Origin of the sequence: Candidatus Dorea massiliensis AP6 (assembly GCF_964245105.1) — a bacterium.
In the GTDB taxonomy this organism is placed as follows: domain Bacteria; phylum Bacillota; class Clostridia; order Lachnospirales; family Lachnospiraceae; genus Laedolimicola; species Laedolimicola intestinihominis.
Map to the genome: position 1 here is coordinate 138708 of NZ_CAXTKW010000003.1, position 14549 is coordinate 153256.

The window sequence follows — 14549 nt, forward strand, 5'->3', positions numbered from 1 at the left end:
CTGATGTGGGGCGAACGGGGAAAAGTATTTTTCCGTCCAGGCCGTCCGTATAAAAGGAGTCCTACCCCATGCAATTCAACATCGAAGAAGAACTGAAAAAACTCCCCGCCAAACCAGGCGTCTACCTCATGCACGATGAGAAAGACGCGATCATCTATGTTGGCAAAGCCATCTCCCTGAAAAACCGCGTCCGCCAATACTTCCAGACGAGCCGCAACAAAGGTCCCAAGATCGAGCAAATGGTTACCCACATCGCCCGCTTCGAATATATCATCACCGATTCCGAGCTGGAAGCCTTAGTATTGGAATGCAACCTGATCAAAGAGCATCGTCCCAAATACAACACCATGCTTATGGATGACAAAACCTACCCCTATATCAAGGTTACAACCAACGAGCTCTACCCCCGCGTCCTGTTTTCACGCATGCTGAAAAAGGATAAAGCCAAATACTATGGCCCCTACACCAGCGCCGGAGCAGTCAAGGACACCATCGAACTGATCCATAAGCTGTACAAGATCCGCACCTGCCACCGGGTACTTCCCAGAGACATCGGCAAAGACCGACCCTGTCTCAACTACCACATCCACCAGTGTGACGCTCCCTGCCAGGGCTATATTTCACAGGAAGAATATGGGAAAAATGTTGCCAAAGTCCTGGACTTTCTGAATGGAAACTATGCGCCCCTTTTGAAAGAACTGGAAGAAAAAATGCAGGCCGCTTCAGACGCCATGGAATTCGAAAAAGCTATCGAATACCGGGATCTTCTGAACAGCGTTAAACAGATCGCCCAAAAGCAGAAAATCACTAACAGCGATATGGAAGACAAGGACATCATTGCCATGTCCGCCGATGGCTGGGACGCCGTGGTTCAGGTTTTCTTTATCCGGGATGGCCGTCTGATAGGACGGGATCATTTCTACCTGAAAACCTACGACGGCGAACCCAAAAGCGCCATTCTCGGCAGCTTCATCAAGCAGTTTTACGCCGGAACCCCGTATATTCCCCGGGAGCTGATGCTGGAATGTGAGGTCGAAGATCATGAACTCATCGAACAATGGCTGACTGCCCGCAAGGGCCACCGGGTGCGTTTACGCGTCCCCAAAATCGGTGAAAAAGAAAAACTGGTGGAGTTGGCCAAAAAGAACGCAAGCCTTGTCCTGAGCCAGGATCGGGAGCGTATCAAGCGGGAAGAAGGCCGTACCATCGGAGCCATGAAAGAGATCGCTGACATCCTGGGCATGCATGGGATCCAACGCATTGAAGCCTTCGATATCTCCAACACCAACGGCTTCGAAGCTGTCGGTTCCATGATCGTCTACGACCATGGCAAGCCCAAACGCAGCGACTACCGCAAATTTAAAATCCGCACCGTCAAAGGTCCCGACGACTATGCCAGCATGCGTGAGATTCTGACCCGTCGTTTCACCCACGGTATGGAAGAAAGCCGGGAGTTGAAAGAAAAAGATATGCCCGAAGAAATGGGCAGCTTCACGAAATTTCCGGATCTGTTGATGATGGACGGAGGCCGGGGGCAGGTCAACATTGCCCTGCAGGTACTGGATGAGCTGGGCCTGGACATTCCGGTCTGCGGTATGGTCAAGGATGATAACCACCGCACCCGCGGTCTCTATTACAATAATGTAGAGCTGCCCATTGACCGCAGCTCCGAAGGCTTCCGGCTGATTACCCGCATCCAGGACGAAGCTCACCGCTTCGCCATTGAGTACCACCGTTCCCTTCGAAGCAAAGAACAGGTACATTCCGTCCTGGATGACATCGAGGGTATCGGACCGGCCAGAAGAAAGGCACTGATGCGCCATTTCCAGTCGCTGGAAGCCATACGGGAGGCCGATGTGGAAACCCTGGCAGACGTTCCGTCCATGAATCGGGCGGCGGCGGAAAAAGTATGGAAATTCTTTCATTGAAATAACAGAAAAAATTGCCCATTGAGATGAAGGATATGCCTTGTCCCCTCAGGCAACAGTGTGATAAAATAGAGACAACATCCGTGACAGGACATTTCGTATAAAAAATGAAAAATAAAGAAGAGAGAGGAAACAAACATGGGAAGTGTACAAAATGTAGACATGACGTTGATGGTAGAGAAGCTGAAGCTGAAAAATCTGACGCCGGATATCGATCTGACCGGTATGAAGCTGTCGTCTCCGGAGATTAACCGCCCGGCCATTCAGCTGTCCGGTTATTTCGCGCATTTCGCTACCGAGCGTGTGCAGATTCTGGGATATGTGGAATACACTTATCTGCAGAGCAGAAGCGACGAGGAAAAAAAGCCGATTTATGAGAAGTTTTTCTCCAGCAATATTCCCTGCGTTGTCTACACCTCCCGCACCGAGCCGGAGCCCTATGCGTTGGAAATGGCCAACAAGTACAATGTACCGGTCTTTTATTCGGATAAAAAGACATCGAACTTCATGGCGGCTATCATCGGCTGGCTGAATGTCCAGCTGGCGCCCCGAATCTCCATCCATGGCGTGCTGGTAGACGTATACGGCGAGGGCGTGCTGATTATGGGCGAGAGCGGTATCGGTAAGAGTGAGGCTGCACTGGAGCTGATTAAGCGTGGTCACCGTCTGGTTACCGACGACGTGGTAGAGATTCACAAGGTCAGCGACGATACCCTGGTGGGCCGTTCCCCGGAGATTACCAAGCACTTCATTGAGCTGCGCGGCATCGGTATTGTGGATGTAAAGACACTGTTCGGTGTGGAGTGCGTCAAGGAGACCCAGACCATTGACATGGTCATCAAGCTGGAAGACTGGGATAAGGACAAGGAGTACGACCGTCTGGGACTGACCGAGGAGTATACAGAATTCCTGGGCAATAAGGTGGTCTGCCATTCCCTGCCCATCCGTCCGGGCCGGAACCTGGCTATTATCGTAGAGACTGCGGCAGTTAATAACCGTCAGAAGAAGATGGGTTACAACGCGGCGCAGGAATTGTACCGTCGTGTGCAGGAAAGCATGACAAGAAAGAATTAAAAGGATACTGGGGGATATAGGATATGAAAAAATATTGTTTTGGAGCTGATATCGGCGGAACAACCATGAAGCTGGGACTCTTTGACGCGGATGGCATGGTTCTGGATAAATGGGAGGTGCCGACCCACACAGAAAATGAGGGCGAAGCGATTCTGCCGGATCTGGCAAAGACCATTTTGGATAAGATAGAAGAGAAAAAGCTGAACAAAGAAGAAATCGCGGGTATCGGCGTAGATGTACCGGGACCGGTAGCTGCGGACGGCAGTGTTCCGCATACTGCCAATCTGGGCTGGGGCTACAAGGCTGTTACAAAAGAACTGACAGAGCTTACCGGACTGCCCTGCAAGGCAGGCAATGACGCCAACGTGGCAGCCCTCGGCGAAATGTGGCTGGGTGGTGGAAAAGGGCACCGGGACGTGCTGATGATTACCCTGGGCACCGGTGTCGGCGGCGGTATCGTCATCGACGGACAGATTCTGGTGGGAGCCCACGGGGCAGGCGGCGAGATCGGTCATATCCATGTAAAGGACGGCGAGGAGAACTGCTGTGGCTGCGGCAACAAGGGCTGTCTGGAGCAGTATGCGTCCGCTACCGGTATTGCGCGCCTGGAGCGGGAGTGGCTGGAAAAGAGCGACGAGCCTTCTATTCTGCGCGACCATGAAATCAGCGCCAAGTCCGTCTTTGATGCAGTGAAAGAGGATGATGATCTGGCCAAGAAGATCGCGGATGAATTCGGCGATTACCTGGGCAAGGCGATTGCTTCCATGACTGCGATTCTGGATCCGGAAGTCATCGTTATCGGCGGCGGCGTCTCCAAAGCAGGTTCGATTCTGCTGGATTATGTGCGCAAGCACTACCAGCCGGTAGCATATAAGTCTACCCGTGAGACTGCCTTCGCTCTGGCGGAGTTGGGCAACGACGCAGGCATCTATGGCTGCGCCAAGCTGATATTAGGATAGGCGAAAGACGGCATATTTCGACTGCTTTTGTGCAAATTACAGAAAATGCAGCAGAAATTACCGATATTTTTCGACGGCAGAAGGTATTGACTTTTGCGGATTCCCGTAGTAGAATCATCTCAACAAAAGATAATACATATTGAAAAACTAATGATAACAAAGGCGTTACCAATTCCCGTGGTAACGCCTTTTTTCTATATTTCAGGGCACCAGGCCCTATCTCTCCCTTTTATTTTATTCGACCTTGCGGTTGCGCTCTCCCGGCGCAGCCGGACAAGTCGAATACCAAAAGAATAAAAAGTTCAAAAAATTCATAAAAGTCGTGCTCTTGCTGTGTCAGGAGCGGCTTTTTTGCGTTGAATTGTATTTTGTGGGAAACATTCCGAAAAAAAAGAAAATGTGAATTGACAGAAGTTGTAAACTATGACAATATATTAACGAAAAGTTCATAAAGTCGGCAAATGCCGCGCAAAAGATAAGTTTGAGCGAAGGTTCAATTAAAAGGGAATCCGGTGAGAATCCGGAGCGATCCCGTCACTGTGATAGCCAGTCCAAAGCAAGATGCCACTGGAAGAGATTCTGGGAAGGCGCCGCGGGCGTTCACGCTTAAGTCAGGAGACCTGCTTATTTTTAGATTTATAAAAGAGAGAGTTCTTGCGGAAGACAGGATAATTCTTACTTGAGGGCGATGCTTTTCCTTTAAAAGGCAGGGATAAGCGTGCGCTTTTTTGGTGAGTAACAAGTCGGATGCGAATCCGGCTTTTTTTATGCAGAAAAGAGATGGAGGAAGCTTTTCTCAATCGTAAAGGATGCGCTGACAGGAGAACAAAGAAAACAGTCAACAAAGCAGAAAAAGAAAGGAAACGCTAATGAGAATCGCAAAGAAATGTATCACCATGTCACTGGCTGCAGCACTGCTGCTGTCCGGCTGCGGCGGAAGCGGAAGCAATTCCAGCTCCAGCGCAAGCAACTCTGATAAAAAGGTTCTGACCTTCGGATGTCAGATGTACACCGACGGTATCGTGAACACCGTAACCGACGAGAACGGCGGCTGGAACGCCATGCGTTATGGTATTACGGAAGGCCTGTTCAAGTTCAATGACAGCATGGAAGTAGAGCCCTGGCTGGCAGACAGCTATACGGTCAACGACGAGCATACCGAGTGGGTCATCACTCTGAAGGACGGCATCAAGTTCTCCGATGGCTGTGATCTGACGCCGACCAAGGTAAAAGAGTATTTCGAGTACCTGAAGGAGATGGGACCCAGCGGTTCCGCAAAGCCCCAGAAGTACCTGGAGTTCGAGGCAACCATCATCGCGGATGATGAGGCCAATACCCTGACCATCCAGACCACTCAGCCCTACGCGAACCTGCCGGGACAGCTGGCACATCCGACCATGGCCATCGTCGATGTGGCAGATACCGAGAACTTCGACAACGGCACCATCGGTACCGGCCCGTATATGATCGAGAAATTCAACGGTGTAGGTGTAGGCTACGATCTGGCAGCAAACCCGAACTATCGTGAGGAAGTTCCCTATGATGAAGTAAAGCTGATGTACATGGGCGACGCTTCCGCGAAGACCATGGCTCTGCAGAGCGGTCAGGTAGACCTGGTAGAGAACATCACGAACGTATCCGATATCCAGGATTTCAAGGATAACCCGGATTTCACCGTAGATATCGCTTCCGGTGTACGCTGCGGCTTCAGCTGGATGAACTTCGACGGCGTGTTGGGCAATAAGACTCTGCGTCAGGCTATCCTGATGGGTATCGACTATGACACCATCTGCCATTCCAAGACCATCGGTGACCTGTACACACCGGGCTTCTCCGTACTGCCCTCCACTCTGACCTACGGTTATGAGAAGCTGAACAACCCGTATCAGTACGATCCGGAAGGCGCTAAGAAGCTCCTGGACGACGCTGGTATCGTAGATACCGACGGCGACGGCATCCGTGAGATCGACGGACAGAACATCAACCTGCACTATGTATCTTACGAGAACCGTCTGCTGAACGACTTCTCGAATGCGCATATCCAGTACCTGGCTGAGATTGGCATCGGCTGCACCGCAGACTACGGCAGCTCCGACGACCAGTGGAGTAAGCTGGCAGCAGGCGACTACGACTTCAATAACAATAACTGGATTACCGTAGGTACCGGCGACCCGTACGCTTACATGGCAAACTGGGCTACCGACACCACCTACTGCGGATATTCCAATCCGGAGTACGACGCTCTGTTCGAGGAGCTGAAGAGCGAGATGGACCAGGATAAGCGTGAGGATCTGATTTTCCAGATGCAGCAGATTCTGGTAGATGACGCAGCAGTCCTGATTGACGGCTACTACAACTCTTCCATGATTTACTCCAAGAATGTAGGCTATGCGCACATTCACACAGCAGATTACTACTGGCTGACCACTGAGATTACTCCGGCTGAGTAATCGGTAGTTCTCTATTAACCATACAGGCTGCCCCCATCCGGCCCCGCAGAGGTGGTTTCGGGTGAGGGCAGCTTCATTTTTCAGCAAAGGAGCGAGAATTTTGAATAAAAAGCAGATCTTCCGTCGATTGGCACAGATTGTCATCGTGCTGATCGGTATCAGTTTTATCACGTTCCTGCTGACCTATCTGTCTCCCGGCGACCCGGTTCGGAATATGTTCTCTGCGACCGGTGTGATGCCCACGGAGGAACTGGTACAGCAGACCCGGGATGAGCTGGGACTTAACGATCCCTTCCTGACACAGTATGTGCGCTGGCTGACCAACTGTCTGCGCGGAGATTTCGGTAAATCCTACAGCCTGAATAAGCCTGTGGTAGAGCTTCTGGCAGCACGTCTTCTGCCGACCCTGAAGCTGACGCTCATGTCTCTGATTTTAATGCTGGTTCTGGCAGTGCCCCTGGGAGTGGCTTCCGCCCTGCATAAGGACGGTTTCATTGATTATGTCTGTCGTGCAGTGACCTTTGTGGGCTGCGCCATGCCAAACTTCTGGGTGGGACTTCTTCTGATGCTGTTACTTTGCGTAAAGATCCAGATTTTCCCTGTTATTGCTTCGGGTGGTGATTTCAAGAGCCTGTTCCTGCCGGCCCTGACCCTGGCCATCGCCATGGCGTCCAAGTATACCAGACAGGTACGTACCGCCGTGCTGGAGGAGCTGAGCCAGGACTATGTCATCGGCGCGGAGGCCCGAGGCGTCAAGCGCTCTACCATTATCTGGAAAAATGTATTTCCGAATGCCCTTCTGCCCCTGATTACCATGCTGGGTCTCTCCATCGGAAGCCTGCTTGGCGGTACCAGCGTGGTAGAGGTGATCTTTTCCTACCCGGGCCTGGGCAATCTGGCAGTGACTGCCATCACATCCAGCGACTATAACCTGATTCAGGGCTATGTGCTGTGGATGGCGCTGATTTACATGGTCATCAATCTGATTGTGGATGCATCCTATATCTATATCGATCCCCGGATGCGCCTGAAGAGGTAAGCATATGAAAAAGACGTTAAAATTTCTTCGTGAACATAAACAGTTTACATTTTTTGCTTTTCTGGCGATCCTGATCATTCTGGCGGCAATCTTCGCTCCGCTTTTGACCGGCGGCGTGGATCCGCTGAAGGGTTCCCTGACGGATGCGCTGGAGGCGCCCAGCAAGGCGCATATTTTCGGCACCGATAAGATGGGCCGCGATATCTATACCCGTGTCATCTACGGAGCGCGGGCATCCCTGACCTCTACCTTCGGCGTTGTCCTTCTGATTTTCCTGGTGGGAAGTGTCGTAGGCGTCATCGCCGGTTACTTCGGCGGCGTGGTAGACGCGGTTCTGATGCGTATCGCTGATATGATGCTGGCTTTCCCGGGTCTGGTACTGGCACTGGCTGTAGCAGGCGTCATGGGCGCCAGCATCCGGAACGCTATTATCGCTATCGTGGCGGTCAACTGGACCAAGTATGCCCGTTTGGCACGAAGCCTGGTGATGAAGATCCGCGACCGTGATTATGTATCCGCAGCCGTGGTAACAGGTTCTAAGACCCCGTACATGCTGCTCCGCTACATGCTGCCGAACGCTCTGCCGACCCTGATCATCACGGCGGCCACAGACGTGGGAGGCATGATGCTGGAGATCGCGGCGCTGTCCTTCTTAGGCTTTGGAGCAAAGCCGCCCACACCGGAGTGGGGCTATATGCTGAACGAGGGCCGTGCGTGTATGCAGTCCGCGCCTTGGATGATGCTGTATCCGGGTCTTGCGATCTTTATTGTAGTCGTTGTATTTAACATGCTGGGCGATTCCCTTCGGGATATCCTGGATCCGAGATCAGAGTAGGAGGCGGGAACATGCTGAAAATTGATAACGTAACGATTTCTTATAAGAAGGTTCCCACTGTCGTAGATTTCAGTCTGGATATGAAGCCGGGCCAGATTGTCAGCCTGGTGGGCGAGAGCGGCAGCGGTAAGACCACGGTTATCCGCGCGGTGCTGGGTCTTCTGGCAGGCGGCGGAGCTGTCACCAAGGGCGACATTCTCTTTGACGGAGAGTCCCTGCTTTCCAGGACGCCGGAGCAGTGGCGGGCTTTGCGCGGCAGTGATATTTCCATGATTTTCCAGGACAGCGGAGCCATGATGAATCCCACCCGGAAAATCGGAGCGGTGTTCACCGAGTACCTGCAGACCCATGAAAAGATTTCCAAAAAGGACGCCTGGGCCAAGGGAGAGGAGATGCTGGGCAAAATGCGTCTGCCAAGCCCCGATAATATCATGCGTTCCTATCCGTTCCAGCTGTCCGGCGGTATGCGTCAGCGTGTGGGTATCGCCATGGGTATGACCTATCAGCCCAGACTTTTGCTGGCCGACGAGCCCACTTCCGCACTGGATGTAACCACCCAGGCACAGATTGTGCGCCAGATGATGGAGCTTCGTGACACCTACGGCACCGGCATCATCGTCGTGACCCATAACCTGGGCGTGGCGGCTTATATGTCGGATTACATCGTGGTGATGAAAAATGGACACATCGAGGATCAGGGTGATCGGGCTCATATCCTGCATCATTCTGAGAACGAGTACACCCGCAGCCTCTTAAGCGCGGTACCTTCTATGGGAGGGGAAAAATATGTGTGAAAATAACGAAGTGATTCTGGAAGCCAGACATATCACCAGACGCTTTCCCGCGTCCGGCGGACGGACTCTGGTAGCCAATAATGATATCAATCTGAAATTCTATAAAGGAAAGACCTTAGGCCTGGTCGGCGAGTCCGGCTGTGGAAAGTCCACCTTCATGCGCTTCCTGGTATCCCTGGATACGCCGTCCGAGGGCGAGATTCTCTACCGCGGCAAGGATATCACGAAGCTTACGGGCGAGGAGCTGCGCCAGAACCGGCAGCACATCCAGATGGTATTTCAGGATCCCACCTCTTCCTTCAACCCGAAGATGCGGATCCGGGACATCGTATGCGAGCCCCTTCTGAACTTCGGACGGATTACCAAGAAGGAAAAGGACGCGGCCTGCCGCCGTCTGCTGGAAATGGTAGAGCTGCCAGGTGATTTCGCGGACCGTTATCCCCACAATATGTCCGGTGGACAGAGACAGCGTGTGGCCATCGCCCGCGCATTGGCTCTGGAGCCGGAGATCCTGATTCTCGATGAGGCGACCTCCGCCTTGGACGTGTCCGTGCAGAAGACCATCATCGAGCTGGTGGTGAAGCTCCAGAAGGAGAAGAATATTACCATCGGTTTCATCTGTCATGACATCTCCCTGATTCAGTCCTGCGCCCATGAGGTGGCAGTTATGTATCTGGGCAATGTGGTGGAGGTGCTTCCGGCGGAGGATCTGGCGAAGAACGCGAAGCATCCCTATACGAGAGCGCTGATCGGTTCTATCTTTGATATTGGCATGGATTTCTCCAGGCCCATCGAGAGCATCGAGGGCGAGGCTCCGAGCCCCCTGGATGTACCGGCAGGCTGCCCCTTCCGGGGACGCTGCCCGCAGGCGACTGCGCGCTGCGCGGAGGAACAGCCAAAGCTTCGGACGGTGGGAACGGACCACGAGGTGGCCTGCCATCTGTTTGATGAGGAGGAAAAACAGTGAAAAAAGCGTTAAAAATCATTTGTCTCCTTGCGCTGGTTGTGGCGTTTACCGCTACGGCGGCCTGCGCCGACAAGCAGGAGGAGACCCAGGTACATAAGATTGGCGTAGTAGTCTACGATCTGCAGGACGAGCAGGTACAGGCATTCCGGGAATACCTGGAGGGCTATATCGCAGAGAACTTTACAGATGTGGACTTCCTGTATTCGCCGGGCGTCACCACAGAGGAAGAGGAGCTTGCGTTCCTTCAGAGCGCCATCGATGAGGGCGTAGAAGGATTTCTGGCCTTCAATAGCTTCGATTTGGAGACAGAGCTCAAGCTGTGCGCGGATAACGGCGTCTACTTTATCCGTCCGTCCAGTACCACAGCGCCGGAGGAGTTTGAGAAGGTAGCGGATAATCCCTATTTCCTGGGCTATTTCGGACCGGGCGATGAGATGGAGTATCAGGCCGGTTATGATATGGGAAGCTATTTTGCGGAGCAGCGGACCGGCGACAGCTACTTTCTGGTAAGCGGCGGCGCGGGCTTCCAAAATGTCATGCATTCCGAGCGTACCATCGGAGTTCTGGACGCCCTGCAGGAGAACTACGGCGTACAGTTTGATCAGACCAGTGAGGAGCTGGCGGCAACCCAGGAACCGCTGCATGTGCAGGCGGGCGATCTGAAGGTGTGTATTTTCCCGGGCTATATCAGTGTGGATGAGATAGGTCAGCAGGCCGTGGCAGAGTTCCAGGCCGATAAGGCGGACGTGGTTCTGAGTGTCATTCCGCTGCAGACCATCGCGGATTCCCTGGGTGACGCGGACTTCGGTATCATCGACTGCTACACCGCCCAGAACGGCGAGCTGTTCAAGAACGGCCACCTGAAATATCTGTGCGGCAAATATGAGTCTATCATCGGACCGGCCTTTGCGGCCCTTTACAATGCCATCGGCGGCTACGGCGATGAGTTCCGTGAGGACGGTAAGGCCTTTGCTATTCAGCAGGGCTTCTGGACCTCCACGACTTACGCGGATTTCCAGAAAAAGTACGCGTTGTCTTCTGGCATTGCGCTGAACGCCTACAGCTATGAGGATCTGCTGGAAGTATGTAAGGCCCATAATCCGAAGGCGACCCTCGATGACCTGAAGGCCCTGGCGGCTGCGTGGGATTTTGATTCTGCGGTACAGAGAAGAAAATAGGAAATAAGGACTTATGAAAGAACACACTCTTACCAGTGGAAGTATCAGTAAAGGACTCCTGTATTTTGTGCTGCCCATCATCGTGGGCAGCCTGGTACAGCAGTTATATGTGACAGTGGACGCCATCGTGGTGGGACAGTTCACCGGACAGCTGGGACTGGCGGCCATCGATTCGGTCCATACTCTGTTTAAATTTCCGATTAATTTTATGAATGGTCTGGCCTCCGGGGCTACGATCCTGATTTCCCGCTGTTTCGGCTCCGGCAATGAGAAGGAGATGCACTGCTCCATCCGGACCGCCTGCACCGTGGCTGTGCTGCTGGGTATCGTATGCTCTATCGGCGGCGTACTTCTGACGCCGGGTATGCTGAACCTGCTGGCAGTGCCTGCAGAGGTCTACGGAAGATCCGCGGCCTATACCAGGATTTATTTCGCAGGTATCTGGTCCATGGTGCTCTACAATATGGCGGCGGGCGTGCTCCGGGCAAATGGTGATTCCAGAAGCCCTCTATATGTGCTGATCTGCTGCGCAGTAGTCAATATCGCGGGCGATTTGCTGCTGGTGGGCGGTCTGCATCTGGGCGTCTCCGGCGCAGCTTTGGCCACGGTGGCGTCTCAGATCGTCAGCGTGGTGATTACCTTTGGCATGCTGAAGAGAAAGCTTCACATGGAAAAAGGGGAGAAGCCTCTGTGGTGGCCCCATTTCTGCGCGGAGCATATGTCCCAGATGTTACGGCTTGGTATGCCGCTGGCCCTGCAGTCCATGCTGTTCCCCATCGCGAACACCATCGTGCAGGCAGGTGTCAATACCATGGGTACCAGTCAGATCGCGGCCTGGGGCATCTGTGATAAGCTGAACATGCTCATCTGGCTCGTGTCGGATTCCATGGGACCGGTGCTGACCACCTTTACAGCCCAGAATCTGGGCGCAAAGAATCACCATCGGCTCAAGGCAGGCGTAGCCACCGGAACGGTCATGTCGGTGGGCGTGGTGGCGCTGATAAGCGCAGTGCTGTTCGTGGGAGCAGGTTTCATGACGCCCTGGTTCGTATCCGCACAGGATGCGGTGAAACTGGCCCCGCTGGTCAGCACCTATGTCCGGATGATGGCTCCGTTCTTCATCTTCTATGCCATCGCCGAGGCCTTGGCGGGAGCCTGCTGCGGCACTGGCGACACCCTGAAGCCCATGGTGACCACCCTGGTATTCATCTGTCTGCTTCGTGTCATTGGCATCCTGTTTGTCCTGCCGGTCTATGAGACCATGGAGTGCATCGTGGCCATCTACATCGCTTCCTGGATTGCGGCGGGCGTGGCTTTCCTGGTGCTTTGGGACTGGGATATAAGAAAGATTTTGAAAAAATAAGATTCGGAATAAAAAGATAGAGTAAGTGTGGTGCCTCTGACCTTGTGTCAGGGGCGTTTTCGTTTCTTTCCCGGTTGTGTTCTTCCGGCATTATTGCTATAATAAAAACAATATGCAAGAAAATATGAATTAAAGGATCGTTTAAACATATGAAAAAGCTTACGAAAGAAAACTGGATGGAGATCGCCTTCTTTGCCTTTATCCTGCTGGTCTTTACTGCCTGGGCCTGGATTCTGCCCTTCAACGAGGGGCCGGATGAATATATGCGTTCCCGCATCGTGGATTATATCGTGGAATACGGCAAGCTGCCTACCGGCTATCAGCAGGAGATTATGGACTACTCATGGGGCTTCACCTATGGTTTCCGGCCTATCCTTCCCCAGATGGCAGAGGCTGTCCTGGTGCGCGTGGCCATGCTCTGGACAAAAGACGCTTTTTCCCTGATCTTCGCGGGCCGTCTGGTCAGCGTAATCTGCGGCATGGTTTTCGCAGGTTACGTTCGGGCCATTTCCAAGAAGCTCTTTGACCGGGCGAATATGCAGTGGCTGTTTACATTGCTGACAGTCTGTCTTCCCCAGGCGTGCTTTCTGTTTACGTATCTGAATTGTGATTCCATGGCGCTGATGGCGTCGGCCATGATTTTATGGTATATGATAAAAGGGATGGAAGAACGGTTTCCTGTAAAAAATTGTATCTGGATTGCAGTATCCTGTTCTGTCTGCATCCTGTCCTATTACAATGCCTACGGCTTCCTGATCACAGCCGCGCTTATTTACCTGGGCTGCCATTTGAAATGGAGCCGTGAGGCAGCGAATCCGAAGGAGAAAAAAGAAATCTGGAAGGTTTTCTGGAAAAAAGGTTTTCTGATTCTGGGGATTGTTCTGATTCTGGCGGGCTGGTGGTTTGTGCGGAATTATTTTCTGTATGACGGGGATATTCTGGGACTGAAGACCCAGGATCAGTACGCAGAGCATTACGCCATGGATATTCTGAAGCCGTCGAACCGGCAGAACTATCGGAATCAGGGATATTCCATGGCCTATATGCTGTTTCATTCCGACTGGGTTATCTCTGTCATAAAGAGTTTTATCGGTGTATTGGGGCCTCTGTGGTACGCTCTCCGTTGGTGGATGTACGTAGGTTACGCACTGATTTTCGCTGCGGGAATTCTGGGAATACTGGCCGAGGCTGTGGGAAAATGCCGCAGCCGGAGAAAGAAAAGCCCGGCGGATCCGGAGCGCCTGTTCTGGCATCTGGGATTACTGGTAGCGATTCTGGTGCCGAATGTGCTGAATTTCTGGTACTCCTACGCGACGGATTATCAGCCCCAGGGTCGCTATAGTATGCCTATGCTGGTTCCGCTCATGTACTATATTGTCCGGGGTGTAAGCTTCTGGATAAAATGGCTGGAGCAGCGGGCCAGAGAGGCGGTGCGCCGCGTTCCGTCTGTCCTGGTGACGCTTACGTGTCTGTGGATCGCAGGCTGCGCCCTGTTCTGCGTGGTGAAAATTATGTGGCCTGCCTATAAAGATGTGGAGGATAAATCTGTGGTGAAGGTCTACACCATGGAAGAGCTCTACGGGGATGACTGGGAAGAAAAGACAGATAATTAAAAAAGCCCCTGAAAAGGGAGGATGCCAGGCAGCTGCTCTGCCTGGCATTTATTATGAAAAAGTTTATTCAAAATAAGGTAATAAGCGTTTATTAAGTATTTCTTTATCTTATGTTGTTATTATATGGGCGGAAAATGAATGTGATATGAGCACTAATTGAACGATTTTTAAAAGAAATATGAATAAAATATGAACGTGAAACAGGGATCGCGACAGACGAGAAGCAGAAGCTTGTGCGTAAATTTGTGAAAAAACTAAAAATTTTATAAAAATTTCGTGAATAATTTTGGATAATCTTAACATTGACAGTTTCTGGAATGTTTGATTATAATATTGCTCATATCAAAGG

At 52.3% G+C, this 14549-nt stretch carries 11 protein-coding genes and 1 riboswitch; all 11 genes read left to right on the forward strand.

What is annotated here, in order from left to right:
• Window positions 1-68: 68 nt before the first annotated feature.
• The 11 genes from uvrC to ACESZP_RS04575 all read left to right on the forward strand — a co-directional run bounded on the left by uvrC (window position 69) and on the right by ACESZP_RS04575 (window position 14200).
• Complete coding sequence (gene uvrC / locus ACESZP_RS04525; RefSeq protein ID WP_499708159.1) at window positions 69-1928, forward strand: excinuclease ABC subunit UvrC; 1860 nt, start codon at window positions 69-71, stop codon at window positions 1926-1928.
• A gap of 138 nt (window positions 1929-2066) precedes the next feature.
• The gene (gene hprK / locus ACESZP_RS04530) at window positions 2067-3002 is read left to right on the forward strand and encodes an HPr(Ser) kinase/phosphatase (protein ID WP_440323075.1); all 936 of its coding nucleotides are present in this window, start codon (window positions 2067-2069) and stop codon (window positions 3000-3002) included.
• 23 nt (window positions 3003-3025) lie between these two features.
• The gene (locus tag ACESZP_RS04535; RefSeq protein WP_499708160.1) at window positions 3026-3961 is read left to right on the forward strand and encodes an ROK family glucokinase; all 936 of its coding nucleotides are present in this window, start codon (window positions 3026-3028) and stop codon (window positions 3959-3961) included.
• 460 nt (window positions 3962-4421) lie between these two features.
• A riboswitch (cobalamin riboswitch) is annotated at window positions 4422-4603 on the forward strand.
• Window positions 4604-4830: 227 nt separating this feature from the next.
• Window positions 4831-6411 carry an ABC transporter substrate-binding protein gene (locus ACESZP_RS04540; RefSeq protein ID WP_499708161.1) on the forward strand — a complete coding sequence of 527 codons (1581 nt, stop codon included), beginning with the start codon at window positions 4831-4833 and terminating at the stop codon, window positions 6409-6411.
• A gap of 100 nt (window positions 6412-6511) precedes the next feature.
• Window positions 6512-7450: a nickel ABC transporter permease gene (nikB, locus tag ACESZP_RS04545; RefSeq protein WP_499708162.1), complete on the forward strand. Its 939-nt coding sequence runs from the start codon at window positions 6512-6514 to the stop codon at window positions 7448-7450.
• A gap of 4 nt (window positions 7451-7454) precedes the next feature.
• A complete protein-coding gene (gene nikC, locus ACESZP_RS04550) occupies window positions 7455-8285 on the forward strand; it encodes a nickel transporter permease (RefSeq protein ID WP_499708163.1) in 831 nt (276 codons plus the stop codon).
• A gap of 11 nt (window positions 8286-8296) precedes the next feature.
• The gene (locus ACESZP_RS04555) at window positions 8297-9079 is read left to right on the forward strand and encodes an ABC transporter ATP-binding protein (RefSeq protein ID WP_499708164.1); all 783 of its coding nucleotides are present in this window, start codon (window positions 8297-8299) and stop codon (window positions 9077-9079) included.
• Window positions 9072-10046 (forward strand): ABC transporter ATP-binding protein, encoded by a 975-nt coding sequence (locus tag ACESZP_RS04560; protein ID WP_499708165.1) that lies wholly within the window; start codon window positions 9072-9074, stop codon window positions 10044-10046. Before ACESZP_RS04555 ends, ACESZP_RS04560 begins: the two co-directional genes overlap by 8 nt.
• Window positions 10043-11224 (forward strand): hypothetical protein, encoded by a 1182-nt coding sequence (locus tag ACESZP_RS04565; protein WP_499708166.1) that lies wholly within the window; start codon window positions 10043-10045, stop codon window positions 11222-11224. The genes ACESZP_RS04560 and ACESZP_RS04565 overlap by 4 nt, the downstream gene beginning before the upstream one ends.
• A gap of 13 nt (window positions 11225-11237) precedes the next feature.
• Window positions 11238-12587 (forward strand): MATE family efflux transporter, encoded by a 1350-nt coding sequence (locus ACESZP_RS04570; RefSeq protein WP_499708167.1) that lies wholly within the window; start codon window positions 11238-11240, stop codon window positions 12585-12587.
• 149 nt (window positions 12588-12736) lie between these two features.
• Window positions 12737-14200, forward strand: coding sequence for a DUF2142 domain-containing protein (locus tag ACESZP_RS04575; RefSeq protein WP_499708168.1), 1464 nt, complete (start codon window positions 12737-12739; stop codon window positions 14198-14200).
• The last annotated feature ends 349 nt before the right edge of the window (window positions 14201-14549 follow it).